14 protein-coding genes and 1 pseudogene are annotated in these 17,344 nt (G+C 64.7%); 7 read left to right on the plus strand and 8 right to left on the minus strand.

Features of this window, described 5'->3' with window-relative positions; translation table 11 throughout:
- Positions 1-66 precede the first annotated feature (66 nt).
- The 3 genes from RS901_RS14940 to RS901_RS14950 are packed head-to-tail and all read right to left on the minus strand — an operon-like array spanning position 67 to position 5,948.
- On the minus strand, positions 67-1,539 hold the full coding sequence (locus RS901_RS14940; protein ID WP_316149580.1) for an efflux transporter outer membrane subunit: 1,473 nt from the start codon (positions 1,537-1,539) through the stop codon (positions 67-69).
- On the minus strand, positions 1,536-4,706 hold the full coding sequence (locus RS901_RS14945) for an efflux RND transporter permease subunit (protein ID WP_316149581.1): 3,171 nt from the start codon (positions 4,704-4,706) through the stop codon (positions 1,536-1,538). The genes RS901_RS14940 and RS901_RS14945 overlap by 4 nt, the downstream gene beginning before the upstream one ends.
- A gap of 15 nt (positions 4,707-4,721) precedes the next feature.
- Positions 4,722-5,948, minus strand: coding sequence for an efflux RND transporter periplasmic adaptor subunit (locus RS901_RS14950; protein WP_316149582.1), 1,227 nt, complete (start codon positions 5,946-5,948; stop codon positions 4,722-4,724).
- A gap of 316 nt (positions 5,949-6,264) precedes the next feature.
- On the opposite strand from RS901_RS14950, the gene RS901_RS14955 reads away from it, so the two are divergent.
- The 4 genes from RS901_RS14955 to RS901_RS14970 all read left to right on the plus strand — a co-directional run bounded on the left by RS901_RS14955 (position 6,265) and on the right by RS901_RS14970 (position 10,293).
- Positions 6,265-7,254: a hypothetical protein gene (locus RS901_RS14955; protein ID WP_316149583.1), complete on the plus strand. Its 990-nt coding sequence runs from the start codon at positions 6,265-6,267 to the stop codon at positions 7,252-7,254.
- A 233-nt stretch (positions 7,255-7,487) separates the two neighbouring features.
- Positions 7,488-7,952: a lecithin retinol acyltransferase family protein gene (locus tag RS901_RS14960; protein WP_316149584.1), complete on the plus strand. Its 465-nt coding sequence runs from the start codon at positions 7,488-7,490 to the stop codon at positions 7,950-7,952.
- A gap of 263 nt (positions 7,953-8,215) precedes the next feature.
- On the plus strand, positions 8,216-8,890 hold the full coding sequence (locus RS901_RS14965) for a heavy metal response regulator transcription factor (RefSeq protein WP_316149585.1): 675 nt from the start codon (positions 8,216-8,218) through the stop codon (positions 8,888-8,890).
- Positions 8,887-10,293, plus strand: a complete 1,407-nt coding sequence (locus RS901_RS14970; protein WP_316149586.1) for a heavy metal sensor histidine kinase — start codon at positions 8,887-8,889, stop codon at positions 10,291-10,293. The genes RS901_RS14965 and RS901_RS14970 overlap by 4 nt, the downstream gene beginning before the upstream one ends.
- A gap of 1 nt (position 10,294) precedes the next feature.
- On the opposite strand, the gene RS901_RS14975 is transcribed toward RS901_RS14970, so the two are convergent.
- The 3 genes and pseudogenes from RS901_RS14975 to RS901_RS14985 all read right to left on the minus strand — a co-directional run bounded on the left by RS901_RS14975 (position 10,295) and on the right by RS901_RS14985 (position 12,249).
- A complete protein-coding gene (locus RS901_RS14975) occupies positions 10,295-10,510 on the minus strand; it encodes a hypothetical protein (protein ID WP_316149588.1) in 216 nt (71 codons plus the stop codon).
- A gap of 156 nt (positions 10,511-10,666) precedes the next feature.
- A pseudogene (locus RS901_RS14980) lies at positions 10,667-10,867 on the minus strand (acetone carboxylase subunit gamma); the annotation flags it as partial.
- 131 nt (positions 10,868-10,998) lie between these two features.
- Positions 10,999-12,249 carry a tyrosine-type recombinase/integrase gene (locus RS901_RS14985; RefSeq protein ID WP_316153517.1) on the minus strand — a complete coding sequence of 417 codons (1,251 nt, stop codon included), beginning with the start codon at positions 12,247-12,249 and terminating at the stop codon, positions 10,999-11,001.
- Between RS901_RS14985 and RS901_RS14990 the strand changes: the two genes are divergently transcribed.
- From RS901_RS14990 to RS901_RS15000, 3 genes are all read left to right on the plus strand, one after another.
- Positions 12,248-13,426 (plus strand): DNA-binding protein, encoded by a 1,179-nt coding sequence (locus RS901_RS14990; RefSeq protein ID WP_316149589.1) that lies wholly within the window; start codon positions 12,248-12,250, stop codon positions 13,424-13,426. The genes RS901_RS14985 and RS901_RS14990 overlap by 2 nt on opposite strands.
- Entirely contained in the window at positions 13,410-13,664 is a 255-nt protein-coding gene (locus tag RS901_RS14995; RefSeq protein ID WP_316149590.1) for an H-NS histone family protein, read from the plus strand. Before RS901_RS14990 ends, RS901_RS14995 begins: the two co-directional genes overlap by 17 nt.
- A gap of 168 nt (positions 13,665-13,832) precedes the next feature.
- Complete coding sequence (locus RS901_RS15000; protein ID WP_316149592.1) at positions 13,833-14,774, plus strand: serine hydrolase; 942 nt, start codon at positions 13,833-13,835, stop codon at positions 14,772-14,774.
- Between the two features lie 255 nt (positions 14,775-15,029).
- Here RS901_RS15000 and RS901_RS15005 read toward each other — a convergent pair whose 3' ends face one another.
- Together RS901_RS15005 and RS901_RS15010 are read right to left on the minus strand one after the other, a co-directional pair.
- Positions 15,030-15,875: a hypothetical protein gene (locus tag RS901_RS15005; protein ID WP_316149593.1), complete on the minus strand. Its 846-nt coding sequence runs from the start codon at positions 15,873-15,875 to the stop codon at positions 15,030-15,032.
- An 849-nt stretch (positions 15,876-16,724) separates the two neighbouring features.
- A complete protein-coding gene (locus RS901_RS15010; RefSeq protein ID WP_316149594.1) occupies positions 16,725-17,321 on the minus strand; it encodes a MurR/RpiR family transcriptional regulator in 597 nt (198 codons plus the stop codon).
- Between the last annotated feature and the right edge of the window lie 23 nt (positions 17,322-17,344).

Consider the following 17,344-nt stretch of genomic DNA (forward strand, 5'->3'; position numbering starts at 1 on the left):
ATTGTCTTTGAAAATATCAGGGACAGTGTGATTCCGTGGCCAGCGCCCTGATGCAACCGTCATTCACTACGATCGCGAGGCTATTGGGGCACTTGCCCCCTGCCGCGGAGCATCGCCGGTGCGCTGGACCCAGCCGCCACCGAGCGATCGGTACAGGTCGACCAGACTGGTCAGGCGGTTCAGGCGTGTCGTGACCAGCGCCTGCTGCGCGTTGTACAAGTCGGTCTGTGCGGTCAGCACGCTCAGATAGCTGTCCGTGCCGCTCGCGTAGAGCATGTTGGCCAGTGCCAGCCGGCGTTGCTGGGTATCGGTGTAGCGCTGTTGCGCCGCCAGTTGGTCGTCGTAGGTGCCGCGCGCCGCCAGCCCGTCGGAAACCTCGCGGAAATCGGTTTGGACGGCCTTCTCGTATTGCGCGATGCCGATGTCCTTCTGAACGGACGCCACATCCAGGTTGGCCTGGTTCGCGCCGGCGGTGAAGATCGGCATGACCAGCGAGGGGATGAAGGACCATGCGCTGGAACCGGCTGCGAACAAGCCACCGAGTGCCGCGCTGGCCGTGCCGAAGGTGCCTGTCAAGGAGATGCTCGGAAAGAATGCCGCGCGTGCAGCGCCAATGTTCGCATTCTCCGAACGCAGGACCGCCTCTGCCTGCAGGATGTCGGGGCGGCGCTGCAGAAGATCCGAAGGCAGGCCGGCAGGGATGTCGGCAAGGATCGGTTGGGCGCCGAGCCTGACAGGTGCGGGCAGGCCGGGCGGCAATGGCTGGCCGACGAGCAATACCAGCGCATTCTCGGCCTGCGCGCGCAACCGGACCTGGGCGGCGTAATTTGCCTGTGCCTGTTCCACGGTGGTCTGCGACAGGCGCAAGTCCAGTTCCGACGCGGTGCCTGTGTCGAACTGCAGTTTGACGATCTTGTATGCTGCCAGCGCAGTCTCCAGCGTGCTCCGCGTCACCGCGAGCTGCTCGTCGTACGCGAGCGTGGTGAGGTACTGATCGGCGATTTCGGACACCAGCAGGATCTCTGCCGCCTGACGCGCGTAGGCACTCGCCAGGTACTGCTCGAACGCCGCATCCGAGAGGCTGCGCAGGCGGCCGAAGAAGTCGATCTCCCGGGACGCCGAAAGACCCGCCGAATAGTTGCGGGAGGCGGTCGCGTTGGCGGCCGAACCGCCGCCCGACGCGCTCTTGGCCGACGCGCTCGCGCCGGCGTTCACCTGCGGATACATTGCCGCATTCTGGATGCGGTATTGCGCCTGGACTTTCTCGACGTTCAGCACGGCGACGCGCAGGTCCCGGTTGTTCTGCAGGGCGAGTTCGACCAGCCGCTGCAGGCGAGGATCGGAAAGGAAATTGCGCCAGCCGATATCCGCCGCCGGCTGCGCTGCGCTGCCCGCTCCGACTGAAGTGGTCTTGTAGGCCTCGCCCGCGGGGAATGCCCCAGCCACTGGGGTTTCCGGTCGCTTGTATACCGGCTGCAGCGAGCAGCCTGCGGCGAGGGTCACGAGCAGGGCACCCGCGACGCATTTGTATGGCTTCATTTCAATGCACCTCCGGTGCTGTGGTCGGCTGCGGCCATCGGGGGGGCTGTCGGCTCGACCGGTTCCTTCTTTTTGCCAAGCCGGCTGCTGACCACGACATAGAACATCGGTATCAGGAACGTCGCCACAAAGGTGGCGGTCAACATGCCGCCTATCACCCCGGTGCCGATTGCATTCTGGCTGGCCGAGCCTGCACCGGCTGCCAGCGCAAGCGGCAGCACGCCAAGCATGAAGGCCATGGAGGTCATCACGATCGGGCGCATCCGCATGTGCGCGGCTTCTATTGCCGCCTGGAGCGCTGTGAGGCCCTGGGCGTGGCGCTCGCGTGCAAATTCGACGACAAGAATCGCGTTCTTTGCCGACAGACCGATCGTGGTGAGCAGGCCAACCTGGAAGTACACGTCGTTGGACAAGCCCATCAACGTCGTGGCGCCGAGCGCGCCCAGGATGCCGAGCGGCACCACCATGATGACGGAGACCGGAATCGACCAGCTTTCATAGAGGGCGGCCAGGCTCAGGAACACCACGAGGATCGACAACCCGTACAGGACGGGGGCCTGTGAGCTGGACTGCTGCTGCTCCAATGATGTACCCGTCCACTCGAAGCCGATACCGGGGGGCAGTTGCTTCGCCAGCCGCTCCATGGCGAGCATTGCCTGACCGGAACTCTTTCCCGGTGCTGCCTGGCCCTGGATCTCCATGGCTTCGACGCCGTTATAGCGCTGCAGGACAGGCGGGCCGTATGTCCATGCAGACGTGGCGAAGGCGGAGAAGGGCACCATGGTGCCGCCGCTGTTGCGCACATAGAGCAGCTTCGTGTCGTCCGGATTCATGCGATAAGGGGCGTCAGCCTGCACGTACACCTTCTTGATGCGTCCGTCGGTGTCGAGGAAATTGTTGACATAGCGCGAGCCCCAGGATGTCGAGAAGGTCTGGTCGACGTCGCTGATGCTGACGCCGAGCGCGGCGGCTTTCTCTCGATCGATATTCACCTTGAACGTGGGGTTGTCCTGCTGCCCGTTGAAGCGCACCTGGGCGAGGTCCGGGTCCTGTCTTGCCAGCGCCAGGAGCTGGTCGCGGGCCTTGGCCAGCGCATCATGGCCAAGGCCGCCGCGATCCTCGAGCTCGAAGTCAAAGCCGGCAGCAGCGCCCAAGCCTCGGATCGGCGGTGGGCTGACGGGAAAAATGACGGCGTTTTTGTACGGGGCATAGCGCTTGATGATGCGCTCGGAAAGCGCCCTCGCCGACAGCTCGGGACGGTTCCGCTGGCTCCAGTCCTTGAGCCGGACGAACAGCTGGCCCTGGCTCTGGCCCCGCCCGGCATTGTTGAAGCCATTCACCATGAAGGTGGCCTCGACCATGGCTGCTTCATCCTTCAGCAGATAGTTGCTGACTTCATCGAGTACCGCACCTGTGCGCGCCTGCGTGGCGCCCGGCGGTGTCTGGACCTGGACGAACATGAAGCCCTGGTCCTCGTTCGGCAGGAACGACGTCGGCAGCCGGACAAACATCAGGCCGACGGCAGCTACGACCGCCGCGTAGATGATCAGCCAGCGTCCGGACCGGGCGGCGACGTGACGTACCCCATGCACATACTGGTCCCGGCCCTTGTCAAAGGCGCGGTTGAACCAGCCAAAGAATCCCTTCTTCTGGCCATGGTCCTCGCGCGGCGGCTTCAGCAGCATTGCACACAGCGCGGGCGTGAGCGAAAGCGCAACGAATACTGACAGCAGCATCGAGGAAACGATCGTGAGCGAGAACTGGCGGTAGATCCCGCCCACCGTGCCACTGGAGAACGCTACCGGCACGAACACCGCGCACAGCACCATCGCCACGCCGATCAGCGCACTGCTGATCTGTCCCATCGCCTTGCGGGTTGCCTCAAGCGGGGACAGTCCGTCTTCATGCATCACGCGCTCGACGTTTTCCACCACCACGATGGCATCGTCCACCAGCAGGCCGATGGCAAGCACCAGGCCGAACATCGACAGCGTATTGATCGTGAAGCCAAGCGCCGACATCACGCCGAACGTCCCCAGCAAGACCACCGGCACCGTGATCGACGGGATCAGGGTGGCGCGGAGGTTTTGCAGGAACAGGTACATCACCAGGAACACCAGTACGATGCCTTCCAGCAGGGTCTTGATCACTTCTTCTATCGAGACCTTGATGAAGGGCGTGACGTCGTTCGGGTAGACCACCTTCAGCCCATGCGGGTAATACGGCTCCAGCTCCTTGATGCGTGCGCGTATCGCAGCGGCCGTGACCAGCGCGTTGCCGCCTGGTGCCAGCTGGATACCAATGCCGGAGGCTGGCTGGCCGCTGTACTTGTTGTCAACGTTGAAGCTCTCCGCCCCGAGATTGATGCGCGCGACGTCACGCAGCCTGACCTGCGCACCGCCCGGCAGAACCTTGAGCAGAATGTTGCCGAAATCCTCGCTGGTGCGCAGCAGCGTTGATTCAGTAATCGTCGCGCTCAGTTGCTGGCCCTGCACGGCCGGTGTTCCGCCGAGCTGGCCGCCGGAGATCTGCACGTTCTGGCTTTGCAGCGCCGTGGTGACATCGATCGGGGTGAGCGAGTAGCTGTTGAGCCGGGCCGGATCGAGCCAGATCCGCATTGCGTACTGCGTGCCGAAGACGTTCATGTTGCCGACGCCGTTGATTCGGCTGATCGGATCCTGAACATTGGAGACGACATAGTTGGCGATGTCGAACTTGTTCATGCTGTTGTCGGCCGACTCAAAGCCGATCACCATCAGGAACGCGTTGGTAGACTTGGTGACGCGTACCCCGGACTGCTGCACCTGGGCCGGCAGCAGCGGCACGGCCAGTTGCAGTTTGTTCTGCACCTGCACCTGGGCGATGTTCGGGTCGGTGCCGCTGGCGAACGTGAGCGTGGTGGTGGACTGGCCGGTATCGTCGCTGGCCGACGACATGTAAAGCAGGTTATCGATCCCGCTCATCTGCTGTTCGATCACCTGGACCACGGTGTTCTGCACCGTCGTCGCCGATGCACCCGGATAGGTGGTGCTGATCTGGACCGAGGGCGGCGCGACTGGCGGAAACTGCTCGATCGGCAGCGACCGGATGGCCAGTCCTCCTGCCAGCATGATGAGGATGGAGAGGACGATTGCGAAGATCGGCCGGTCAATGAAGAATCGTGCCATGTCGAAGTCCGCCCCTTATTGCGCCCGTGCAAGCACAGGATCCTGGCGTGTCGCAGGCGCGCCGCCCTTGTCCGCTCCTGCCGCGGCCTGCGCGGCCTGGCCTTGTGCTTCGACTGCCTGCACCAGCATCCCGGCTTGCACTTTCTGGCCACCGGCCACGACGATCCGTTCGCCATCGTTCAGGCCGCCGGTGACTATCCACTTGTCGCCGAGCGTGCTTTGTGCTTGAATCGTGCGTTGGACCACCTTGTTGTCAGGGCCGACGACAAGGGCGGTTGCCTGCCCCTGCGGGTTGTGGCTGACGGCCGGAACCGGCACCAGGAACGCATTTTCATTCATGCCTTGCTCGAAGCGGGCGCGCACGAACATGCCCGGTAGCAGCACGTACTTCGGGTTCGGGAAGATCGTGCGCACTGTCACCGAGCCGGTGGCCGGATCGACCGTAATGCCGCTGAATTCAAGCTTGCCGGTCAGGGGATACTGCGTACCGTCCTCCAGCGTGAGCGTCACCTTGACCTGGTCCGGGCCGTTCGGCCTTATCTGTCCGCTGGCCACGTCGCGACGAAGCTGCAGCGCGGCGACGCTTGCCTGGTTGAGGTCGACATAGATCGGATCGATCTGCTGCACGGTGGTCAGCAGCGTTGCGGCGCTTCCCTGCACATAGGCGCCCTGGGTGACCTGCGAAATGCCGCTGCGACCGGCAATCGGCGCTACCACGTCGGTATATCCCAGGTTGAGCCTTGCCATCTCGACGGCAGCCTTGCTGGCGGCAACATCCGCGGCGGCCTGCTTCCGGGCCGCGACCGCGTTGTCGTAAGCTTGTTGGCTGACGGCATTGCCGGCAATAAGCACCTGGTAACGCTCCGCCTGCGCGGTCGTCGTGGCAAGATTCGCTTCTGCCTTCTGCAGCGCCGCTGCCGCGCTGTTCAACGCGGCGCGATACTGAGCCGGATCGATCTGGTACAGCGTCTGGTTCGCCTTGACGTCAGCGCCTTCCTGGAAACTGCGCTTTTGCACGATGCCGTCAACACGGGCGCGGACCTGCGCAATGAGGTATGGAGAGGTACGGCCCGGGAGTTCCACGGAGACCGGAACGCTGGACCGCTTGACCGCGACCACAGTGACTTCCGGGGTCGCTGTCTTTGAACTCGCTTGTTTTGCCGGACCGCACGCCGCGAGCGCGAGGGCCGCCAGCGTGGCAGCCAGACAGGCACTGCGCCGATGTGTTTCGTGCAAATTCATGGCTCAGCAGTAGTTTGTGAGGAGCGTGGGGTTGCACTCTGCACGACCTCGAATTAAGGCCGGGTTGGCGGTTCATTAACAATTGTTAATGTCCGGCGAACGCTGGGAATGACAAATCCGTAATCGCATTGACAGCGTTGCACGCCCCCCGCACTAAGTAGAATCCACGCCGTCGCACGCGAAAGACGCCGGCGGTTGAGCGCCCCGGCGCAGCACCACCGCAAAGATGCGGCCTCCTTATCTGGAATTGCTTCGCGGGAGAGCACTGCACGCGCCAGCGAGCGAACCTTTTCATCCTGAAGAACTGGAGCGGGACATGCCTGAATGGACTTCGGCAGGACCTTCGATACTTGCTGCATTCATGGCCTCCCTGGTCGAGTTCGTGGAAGCACTCACCATCGTGCTGGCGGTTGGCGCCGTCCGCGGCTGGCGCTCGGCGCTGCTGGGGACTGCAGCTTCGCTGGCGGCCCTGATGCTATTGGTTGCCGTAGCTGGCCCCGTGCTCGTCAGGATTCCGCTGCCGGTGGCCCAACTGGTCGTTGGCACGTTGTTGCTGCTGTTCGGCATGCGCTGGTTGCGCAAGGCGGTGCTGCGGGCGGCGGGCATCTTGCCTATGCACGATGAAGATCAGGCGTTCACCGCGCAAACCGAAGCCTTGCGCCGGCAAGCCGGACCATCGGGCAGGGCGATCGATGTAGTGGCATTCGCGACCGCCTTCAAGATCGTGATGCTCGAAGGGATTGAGGTGGTGTTCATCGTCATTGCGATTGGCGCGGGCGGCCGCATGATCCTTCCTGCGTCCATTGGTGCTGGCCTTGCGCTGCTTGTGGTGGTGGCGCTCGGCCTGTGGCTGCATCGACCGCTGGCGAATGTTCCGGAGAATGCCCTCAAGTTCGGCGTCGGTGTCATGCTCGCTGCTTTCGGCACCTTCTGGGCAGGCGAGGGCATCGGCCTGTTTTGGCCGGGTGAAGACTGGGCGGTCCTGACACTGATCGGCGTCTTCGCCGTCATTGCACTGGCAATGGTTCATCTCTGCAGGCGTCTGCGCAAGACGTCCCCGGCGCAGCCGAATGCAGCCGCCGGCGAGCATCCGCCCGCTCGGGGTCGCCTCGCGAAGGTGGCCGACGAAGTTATGGGGCTCCTCGTGGATGACGGCTGGCTGGCCATCGGCGTGGTGGCCTGGGTGATGGCTTCGTGGGGGATGGGAGCCATGCATGCCGTCCCTGCGCAAAGGGCGGGGCCGCTGTTCGCGGTCGGACTGACGGTGCTGCTGGCAGCCAGCGCGGTCCGGCGTGCGCGCGCCTGAGGAGCAGTCCCCCGGCACCGTAAGCACATTGACCTTCGCACAAAGCGTGCAGGCACCGCTTACCCGCGCCTCGCCGATCCAGTAGTCAAACGCATGGCATAAACAAAATCTTATGGCTAGTAGAGGAATGTTTAATTGTAATTAATGTATTGCTGGGATTACGCTTCTCTCAAGTTCACCTGACCGCTAGGGCGCTTGAATATGGGCAAGCCAATCGCACTGCGAACGCAGTCGTGACACAGCGCCCGCTCGATGCAGGTACAGAACCGCCACTTGGCGCCCATCTCGTCACCCCCCGGCACGGCTACTGCCACCATGGCATTTATGTGGGTGACGGCAAAGTGGTGCATTACGCGGGGCTTGCCGGGTCGTTGCGTCCCGGCCCTGTCGAGGAAGTCAGCATCACGCGTTTCGCCGCCGGATATGAAGTCTCGGTCGAACCGAGTGCTGATCCGTTGTACGGCAGGCACGCGGCCGTGCGGCGTGCACGCGCGCGGTTAGGCGAGGATCGCTACAGGCTGCTGACTAATAACTGCGAGCATTTCTGCACCTGGTGCCTGTATGGGGAAAGCCGTAGCGAACAGGTGCTCGCGTGCTTCATATACCCGCGCGCGGCCCTTCGGACGGCGTTATGCCTGTTCACTGCATTCCTTGGGGCGGCATCGCCGATGCGGCGCACCGGACCTTGCGTGAACTGACGATCGGTTCTTGCCGCCCGTTGTGGGGCTGTCACTGGCGCGGCGCGAGCCTGGCGATGATGTCATCACTGCGGTATAGCGAGTAGCGCGGGGAAAATCCTGTGGCTCGGGGACGCAGTAGCGCGAGCATCATACTTTCGTTTGACTGCGGCAGGGGATCAAACGCGGGCGGAACGATTACAGTCTTGTCATTCCGTGCAGGGTGCGCCGTGGATATGATCGCGGCATGTCATCCAGACGGTGGCGACAGGGAGCGCAAGGCAATGAAGATCCTGGTGGTGGAAGACGAGCCCAAGACGGCGGCATACTTGCGCAAAGGCCTGACGGAATCGGCCTTCGTGGTGGATGTCGCGGTGACGGGTGCAGATGGGCTGCATCAGGCCATGGAGCATGCCTATGACCTGATCATCCTCGACGTCATGCTCCCCGGGATGAACGGCTGGGACCTGCTCAGGCAACTGCGCGAGCACAAGGACACGCCGGTATTGTTCCTCACCGCCCGCGACGATCTGGAGGACCGGGTGCGCGGCCTGGAGCTTGGCGGCGACGACTACCTGGCAAAGCCGTTCGCGTTCGTGGAGTTGTTGGCACGCGTGCGCACATTGCTGCGGCGGGGGCCTCTGCGCGAAGCCGACCGGATCGAGATCGCAGACCTGGCGATAGACCTGATTCGCCACCGCGTTACCCGTGGCGAGCAGCGCATCGACCTGACGCCGCGTGAATTCGCGCTTCTGCACTTTCTTGCGCGGCGGCACGGCGAGGTACTGAGCCGTACCCAGATTGCATCGCACGTGTGGGACATGAATTTCGACAGCGACACCAACGTGGTCGACGTTGCCGTCCGGCGGCTGCGTGCCAAGATGGATGACCATTTCGCGCCGAAGCTGATCCACAGCGTGCGCGGCATCGGCTACGTCCTCGAAGCGCGCCAGTCGTGAAGTCAGCCGGTTCACTTACCGCGCGGCTCGCGCTGGCCTTTGCGCTGATTGCGGGGAGCGCGTTTGCCGGGGTCGGGCTATACCTCTATCACGCGCTGGCCATGCAGATCATTGAGCGGGACGACGCGGAACTTCTGCGCAAGGCCGCCCGCGCCCGCGCCGAACTGGCCGAGACGGGAGGGAGCAACGCCGAGCGGTGGAGCGAGCTCGGCGGCGTGGTCGCCGGCAATGCTGAGTACGGCTTGCGCGCCAGCGCGCCCGACGGCACGCCGCTGGTGGCAGCGGGAGCAGAGCCGAGCGTGCAGCCCGAAGCCCCGGTGCTGCCGCTGGGAGCGCCGATCGGGCCGGCATCGATCCGCACATGGAGCCGCGCCGACGGACTGCCTGTGCGCGGCATCTCGATGCTCGCGCACGCCGGCGCGCAGCCGCTGCCGGTGCAAGTCACGGTCTACCAGGTTGCTGCGTCGCGCGTGGCACTGTTGCGCGCCTACCGTTGGAAGCTGGTCATGGCGACGTGCCTCGGTGCCCTGGCCGCGGGCGTGCTTGGCTACGCCGCCCTGCGCACCGGCATGGCGCCATTGCGTCGCATAGCCGCCGGCACCCGGGCCGTGACGTTCACCAGCGGAGCGCTACCCGTCGATCCGTCACTGCTTCCCGTGGAACTCAATGAACTGGCGCTGGCGTTGGAGCACATGATTGAGCGGCTGCGCGAGCGCTACGAACGCTTGTCGCAGTTCTCCGCAGACCTGGCGCACGACTTCCGCACGCCTATCAACAACCTGCTCGGACAGACGCAAGTGGCGCTTGCCAGCGACCGGTCGGTGGAGGAATACCAGGCACTGCTGGTGTCAAACGTGGAAGAATACGAGCGCCTTGGGCGCATGATCGAGAACATGCTGTTCTTGGCCCGGGCCGACAACGCGCGCGTGGCGGTGCACTACGCGGCGCTGGATCTTGCCACCGAGCTGGAGCGGCAGGCGGACTACTTCGAACTGCTTGCGGAGGCCCGGGGTATCAGCGTCCTCGTCGATGCGCAAGGCCAGGTCTATGCGGATCCGGCGCTGCTGCGGCGCGCCGTCGGCAACCTGATCTCCAATGCCGTTCGGTACGCGCCCACCGGAACACAGGTGCGCCTGTGGGGGCGCGAGGTGGGCGCGCAGGTGCGGATCGAGGTGTCGAACTCGGGCCCGGGCATTGCAGCGGAGCATCTGCCGAAGCTGTTCGACCGGTTTTTCCGTGCGGACCCCGCCCGGGCCAACTCCGGCGAGTCATCAGGTATTGGGCTCGCCATCGTCAAGACCATCATGGATCTGCACCATGGCACCGCGCAGGTGGAATCGACACCGGGGCAGGTGACCTGCTTCCGGCTGATCTTTCCGGGTCGCGCGGACCCGGGCCAATGACTCAGGCTTGCGCGGGCAGATGGGCGCCATCGAGGTATGGATCGCGCGCGCTGTTGTTGGCGCCGTCCGTGAAGGGGTCGCGCTCGCGATGGACCTGGTTGGTGCTGCGGGTCCCGTTGGCGTCGCTGGGTTGATCGGCAGCTGAGGCAAAGGGCGCTGCCGATCCCAGTACTGTGAGCAGCAGGGCGGCAATGAGGATTCGGCGGGTAGGCATCATGACACTCTCCAGTTGATTTGTGCGGCGCGCGGATCGTCGCGCCGTGCAAAGCAGTCTATGTATCCGGCGCCAACCGATGCATTGCTGCTTGATGACAGTGTTGTAAGTCTCGGCGAAGGGGACAGGCAGTGCCTGCCCCCGCTCTTCACGCTGCGATCAGTCCGGGGCGCGCTCCGGAACCGGCAGGTGCACCCATTCCTTATAGAAAGCCTCGATATCTGGCTCGAAGTCATGGATCACCGGATACCACGGCGTGGGCGCTTCGACGTCGTGCATGGTGCCGCACGATGGGCAGTAGTACTCGCGATACACCTGCCACTGTGTGTCCGGCGCCATCAGCTTCGGATAGACCTCGGTCTCTCGTATCCGCAAACGCCTCGCTCGACCCTAGGCTGCGGAACGGTCGCAGAATAACTTTCATGATCGTGAAAGTATCGTTCACCAGGTTTAAGCTGGCTTTGCTGCAATCGCCGAGAAGCTGGGGGGCGTTACCTCTTTTGAGTCCAGCCAATCCGATGCCGCGCCTGCGTGGCCTCGTGCCGCGCATCCTCCTCGCTGTGCAGGTAGCCGCTGGTCGTCGAGAGCGACGAATGCCCGAAATTATCCCGCACATACCGCAGGTCCACCTGCCGGTCGGTCATGTGCGAGCCGGCGGTGTGGCGCAGCCAGTGGGCCGAGGCGCTGGCCAGGACATCGGCCTGTGCCGCCCATTCGGGCCCGCGCGCGCGCAGGCGCGCGGCCGCCAGGCCGAACACTTCCTTCAAAATCAGGTGCAGCGCGCCGCGTGACAGGCCTTCGTCACGGTGCTCGCGGCCCTCGCGGCCGATTACCGGCAGCAGCAGCGGGCGCGTCTCGCCGGGGTGCGGGGTGGGCGCCAGCCCGTTGGCGCGGCGATAGCGCGCCAGTTCGGCGATCAGCTCGTCGGTGGCCGGCACCAGCCGGGCCTTGTTGCCCTTGCCGGTCACCTCGAGCCACCAACGCTCGACGCCCTGGGCATCGCGCCGGCAGAAGAAGGCCCCCATCGCGGTGCCGGTGACCTCCGCCGCGCGCAAGCCCCCCAGATAGAGCACGGTCAACAGCCAGCGGCAGCGCGCCGCATGCAGCCGCTCGCGCGCAGTGGCGGGGTCGGTGGCCCCCGGCATCGCCTCGATCGTTTCCTTGACCGCGTCCCACAGCTCGTGGCTCAGGTAGCGCGTGATGCGCGGCTGCGTCGGCGTGCGCCGGCGGCGCGCCAGTGCCAACGGATTGCCGGCCAGATAGCCGGCCTCGGTGAGCCAGGCGAAGAGGGCGTTCAGGATCACCAGCGCGTGGCGCACGCTCGCCGGCGACAGCGGCCCGGCATACGGGCGCCAGTCCGGGTGGCCGCGGCCGAGTTTCTTGCCCCCGGCGAGCACCCAGCGTGCGGCGGGCTGCGGGTCGGCCAGAAAGCGTTCATAGACCAGCAGGTCCTCATGCGTCAGCGACGACAGCGGCTTGCCGAGCTGCAGCACGGCCCACAGCAGCAGCCGCTCGACCTCGCGGCGGTAGGCGTTCACGGTCGCCGGGCTGTCGGCATAGCGCGCGAGCCAGGCGGTGACGGCGGCGAGGTCGTCGGCCGCGGCGATGCGGGTGGCGCTGATGGGCGCGCGGTTGCTGCCGGCGGCGCCGGACAGCGCGGCCGGCAGTTGCAGGCGCTCGAGCGGGGTGGGCAGCGGGGCCGCCAGGCTTTCTAGGGGTTGGAGCGACGCTTTTTTGCCGATGGCCACCGCCGACCTCGATCTGACCGACACCGCCCTGCAGGCCGACCTGGCCGAACTGCGCAGCCGCTTCCCCGAAACCCGCGCGCTGTACCGCGAGGTCTGCGGCCTGCTGTTCTTCCGCTATGGGGTCACGCCCACCGCCAACAAGCTCTACAGCCTGGTGCGCAAGGGCAGCATGGGCACGCCCGCCGAGGTGCTGCAGCAGTTCTGGCAGGAGCTGCGCGGACGCACCCGCGTCACGATCGACCACCCGGACCTGCCCGATGCGCTCAAGGACATCGCCGCCGGGGCCATCCAGACGATCTGGCAGGCCGCCAACGAAGCCGCCAGCGCCGAACTGGCCACGCTCCGGGCGGAAGCCCGCGACGCGGCGAATGCGGCCGAGGCCGAGCGGGACGCCGCGCGCGCCGAGACGGCAATGGCGCGCGAGGACGCGCTGGCGCTCTCGGCGCAGCTGGGCGAGGCGCGCCAGGCGTATGACGCGGTGCAGGCCGACCTGGCGGCCGAACGCCAGGCGCACGCCGCCACGCGGGCGCGATGGGAAGCGGGGCGGGGGGAACTGGAGGCGGCAGGCCGCCAACTGGCCGACCTGCGCGCCCAATTCTCGACCGAGCTCGAGCGCGCCCGCGAGCAGGTGGCCATCGCCCAGGAGCGGGCCGAGGCCAGCGAGCGGCGCGCGCTGCGCGAGCTCGACCAGGAACGCACGGCCCGCCAGAAGAGCGAGCGCACCGCGGAAGAATTGCGCGGCGAACTGGCTGCGGCGCGCAGCGAGGCGCGCGACGCCGCGGTGGCGCAGGCCGAGGTCCGCGCCCGGCTCGAAGCCCAGGCCACCGCGCTCGGGGACCGGCTCGCGGCCGCCGAGCAGGCGCAAGGGCGGCACGCGCTCGAGCTCGAGCGGGTGGGCAACGAGTTGGCTTCAGCGCAACGACGGGCCGAGCGCGCCGAAGCCGAGGCGGCGCTCGCGCGTCAGCTGCTGGCAGAATTGCGCGGGGCGCTGCATGAGCGGGACGGCGGGGGCAGGCGGCGGGGCAAGGCCCGCCCGGCGCAAGCGGTGAATGAGCAGCCGCACGAAGCGCAGGGCGAAGAACAGAGCGCACCGGCCCCGACTCTCCCTCTGGAAGACGGCCACGGCAACAGCGACGGTAACGATAGAAGCAGGGATGACAACGAAAACTGAGCGGGCAGCGGCGATCCGCTGGATCCAGGACCAAATGGCCGACTACGGCCTGACCATGGAGGAGCTCAAGGCGGCGGGGTGCTTCGATCCGCCCCCGCCACCGCCGCCCCCGCCGCCGCCGGTGGTCTGCTACCGCAATGCCGAGGGGCTGACCTGGGACGGGCAGGGGGAGATGCCGTCGTGGCTGAAGCGGGCGGTCAATGCGGGGCAGAGCGTGGAGTTTTTCCGGGTCGGATAAGACCAGTCAGGGACAAAGCTGCGCTCCCGCTGCGTTGCACTGGTAGCTAACGGAGCGACCTGCAATAATAAATTTGCAGTACGAACTTGCTCGCGGATGCGCGGCACCGGGTGGTGCGGTGAGATTGCGCGCTGTGGGTGCCGTTGCCCTCTCCCTGGTCAGGCCGAGATGAAGAGACTCGCCGTTTGGCTAATCCTGTCCTTCATGCCGCTTAGCGGCGGCGCAGCGATGCCCGATTTGTACTCACGCAGCGCTATTGTCTACGGCACAGGAGAAGGCCGGATCCTGCTGGAGAAGCACGCGGACGAAGTCGCGCCAATCGCCTCGCTGACAAAGCTGATGACCGCGATGGTCGTGCTTGACCAGCGTCCGGCACTGGATGAACCCCTGACCATTGCGCCTGCTGACGTCGACCTGGTCAAGCATTCACGTTCCCGCCTTCCGGTCGGTGCCACGCTCGCGCGCGGTGAGATGCTGCGCCTGGCGCTGATGGCGTCGGAGAACCGATCGGCCTCCGCCTTGTCGCGCGCCGCCCTGGTCGGCGGGAAGCCCGCGTTTGTGGCAAGAATGAACACGAAGGCAAGCGCACTGGGCATGCATCGCACCCGATTTGAGGATCCGACCGGACTGTCGCCACGCAACGTATCCAGCGCGCGCGACCTTCTGACAATGGCTGACGCTGCCGCCCACTACACGCTGATTCGCGAATTCACCACGCTTTCAAGCGATAGCATCGACATAGCCAGGCGGTCGCTGCGCTATCGCAATACCGTGGGTCTGGTGCGTGAGCCAGAATGGGGCATCCAGCTATCAAAGACAGGCTTTATCAACGAAGCGGGCCACTGCATTGTGATCAAGGCCAACCTCGGTAGCGGTCCGGTGATCATCGTACTGTTAGGCGCAGCATCTAACAGGAAGCGCTCAGCCGATCTGAATGCAATTCGCAACTGGCTGGAAGGCAAGGCGTTGACTGGCGCGATGCTGCAGGCCGCCTATCCGGCAAAGCGGATCCCTCACCATCGTGCAAAGGCATTGGTACGCCGCGGAGACGTCAGTCACGCCCACTATTCGAAGAGGCATGCATTGCAAGTGCGGAGGACTGGCGGGTAATTGTGACGCCGCGGTGGTGGCCCAAGCAGAAATCCGTGCCCAGGCGAAGCCCAGGCCGCAGCGCTAACGGACTGGCTCGTGGCCACCGAGCAGGCGCAGGACCGGCAGACGCTCGCGATCTTGATGCAAATTCTATCGGCTCGGCGCTAAAAGCCATTCAAGATCAGTTACTTGTAAGACTAGAGGGTACGCGGCACAAAGTAACCTGATACGCCTTGCCGCAAGCGGCATTCCGTCTTGCTAGCTTCATGACCCCTAAGAGGTCTCGTGTCCGAACACCGGCGAGGCCGATGGCGTCGCGTGGGCGTCGGCAAGTCCCTTGTCAGCGGTCATCTTCTCGGCGACTTGTCTCTCGCCTTTGGTCGACCGGGCCATCTCCTTGCTTTTCACGATCCAGTAGGCCCCGAAGGTCCAGATGCCGGCCGCCTCAACAAAAAACACGGCCGCGTAGCGCTGACCCATTACCCAGCTCAGCACCAGCCCGACGAGGGGGAACGCCACCATGAGGCCACCGAGGGCGCGGTACGTGCGCGCATAACGACGCTTCCTGCGCTCACGGGCATCATCGGTCTTCTCCAACGGCAGGTACTGGAGCGTGTCCTTGGCACGAAAGATGGCCACGTAGGCGAGGCACGCGAACATGGCTCCCGCGGCGAGGAAGTGGACCGGCATTGCCCCCTGCTGGGCTGCGGCCACGGCAACGAGGTCCGGACAGGCGCGGAACAACCCCACCAGCCGAGCGTCGTCCGGGTCGAGCCGTTCAGGGAAGAGGGCGACGCAGGTCCCGAAAATCCCCGCCGCATTGAGAGCGAGGTTCTCCTGCCAGCTGAAGCCCTTGTAGAGATACAGGCCAACGCTGATGGCGCACAGGACGCCGACAAAGACGGTGCGCAGGGGAAAGAGGCTGCATTGTCGGGCCGTGGCGGCGAAGAAGTAAGCGCTCATAGAGCGCTGCAGCTCAAGGCCGTAGAGGCCCTTGCCGATGCCATACAGCAGCACGGGCAGGGCGATCGCCAGCACGGCCAGACCCAGCCGCAAGCTCTTGTAGGTGTTCTGAACGTGGTCTTCGACCTGCATGCTACCGCCGAACAGGTTCTTCATAGACGCCTCTTCTTGTTGTTGCCTGATGATAGGCGGCGCAAGCGTCCACGACGGATCACTGACGGTGCGTTGGCACACATTCTCTCGGCCCGAAAAAGGGCCTGACCCCTGACCGCGTCTCTTAGGCCACAACCTATCCGACGGGCTAGTGGACCCAAGTGCGTGAGCGCCTCGCCGTGCGGCCCGCCACCTCGGCGATCCGGAGCCTACAGCTGGGCGCTGCCGGTGCTGTACGCGACGGGGTTGCGTCGGACGGAACTCGCGGGGCTAGCCTGGACGACCAGGCGTGGGTCAATTTGCCGCGTGGCAAGCGCGAGCTGTGTGGAAGGCTGATGACTGACCGTATTGGGGCAAGGGCAGTCGCCGGTGTCGGGTGCAACTGCCACCGGCGGAGGTGGCGGTGCCGTCCACCTATCCGGGCTGCCGCAGCTTCTCTGCCGATCCGGGCGCCGCCGTGCGGCTGGCATGCAGCGTGGCGCCGCTCGGCCAGACAACCGATACCGGCAAGCGCGCCATGGCTCGGGAGGACACCGTTCTTTTGAAGCGGGATGGATTGGCGCAGTCCCTGGCCAGGTCATCACGCATGTGCCATCCACTGCGCTTGGCCGTTTCGAGCGTGCTGCGTAGGTCATAGTAGTGTCGTGTCACCCGCTGACCACCATGTCGAATCTCTCCGCGGCGCTCGTGCCATTGCCGAAGGCCATGCGCAATGACTACTTGGCCCCAGAACGTCCGTATTGAATCACATGGTTTGTGGGGGCCTACCGTATCAATCAACACGAAAGGGACGACGACCCTGGAGTGAGCGAGGCGACGGGAAACTACGCCCGCTCAATACGGCATCAACCTTCACGGCTCTGTTCTTGCCCCTGCGGGCCCAGCTAGTTCCATACGGTATGCGAGACCAAGAAAGAGGGATTGCGCTAGGCAGAGTGTGCTTGTGAGAGAGCGAAATCCAAAGGTACTGGCTTCCTGCGCCAGTAATACAGCATCCGCGCGGGAAACAAGCGGACTGAGCTGACTGTCGGTTATGGCAAGCAGTCGGGCACCGCGGCTTAGCGCTGTGTCGACGACCTCAAGAGTTTCGGCGGCATATGGTTCAAAAGAGACGGCGATGAGCACATCCCCTTTTTTTAGAGCACGCAGTTCGCCCTGCTGCATGTGGCCCAGGCCGTGAAGCCAATGGATGGGCTTTTCTGTGTGCTGTAGGGAGTAAGCTAAGTAGGCACCCACAGGAAACGACCGCCGCGTGGCTACCAGCCAGATGGCAGGCGCTTCCATCATGAGGTCCACCGCTTCATCGAACTCTCGGGACGACAACTTGGATTGCAAAGCATGCAAGCTTTGCACGCTACCGTTAATCACCTCTTGCGCAATGCGCGAGGAGGTAATCGGCGTAGAGTCCGCATTGATGAGGGTTCTGATGCGCTCTTGATAGTCTGGCACCAAGGAAAAAAGAGAAGAGAGGA

This window comes from Cupriavidus sp. BIC8F (genome assembly GCF_032465815.1).
Lineage (GTDB): Bacteria > Pseudomonadota > Gammaproteobacteria > Burkholderiales > Burkholderiaceae > Cupriavidus > Cupriavidus necator.

Coding starts and splice junctions, on each gene's coding strand:
- RS901_RS14955 (WP_316149583.1), top strand. CDS start 6,265: ATGCCTGAATGGACTTCGGCAGGACCTTCGATACTTGCTGCATTCATG.
- RS901_RS14940 (WP_316149580.1), bottom strand. CDS start 1,539: ATGAAGCCATACAAATGCGTCGCGGGTGCCCTGCTCGTGACCCTCGCC.
- RS901_RS14995 (WP_316149590.1), top strand. CDS start 13,410: ATGACAACGAAAACTGAGCGGGCAGCGGCGATCCGCTGGATCCAGGAC.
- RS901_RS14945 (WP_316149581.1), bottom strand. CDS start 4,706: ATGGCACGATTCTTCATTGACCGGCCGATCTTCGCAATCGTCCTCTCC.
- RS901_RS14990 (WP_316149589.1), top strand. CDS start 12,248: ATGGCCACCGCCGACCTCGATCTGACCGACACCGCCCTGCAGGCCGAC.
- RS901_RS14965 (WP_316149585.1), top strand. CDS start 8,216: ATGAAGATCCTGGTGGTGGAAGACGAGCCCAAGACGGCGGCATACTTG.
- RS901_RS15000 (WP_316149592.1), top strand. CDS start 13,833: ATGAAGAGACTCGCCGTTTGGCTAATCCTGTCCTTCATGCCGCTTAGC.
- RS901_RS14950 (WP_316149582.1), bottom strand. CDS start 5,948: ATGAATTTGCACGAAACACATCGGCGCAGTGCCTGTCTGGCTGCCACG.
- RS901_RS14975 (WP_316149588.1), bottom strand. CDS start 10,510: ATGATGCCTACCCGCCGAATCCTCATTGCCGCCCTGCTGCTCACAGTA.
- RS901_RS15005 (WP_316149593.1), bottom strand. CDS start 15,875: ATGAAGAACCTGTTCGGCGGTAGCATGCAGGTCGAAGACCACGTTCAG.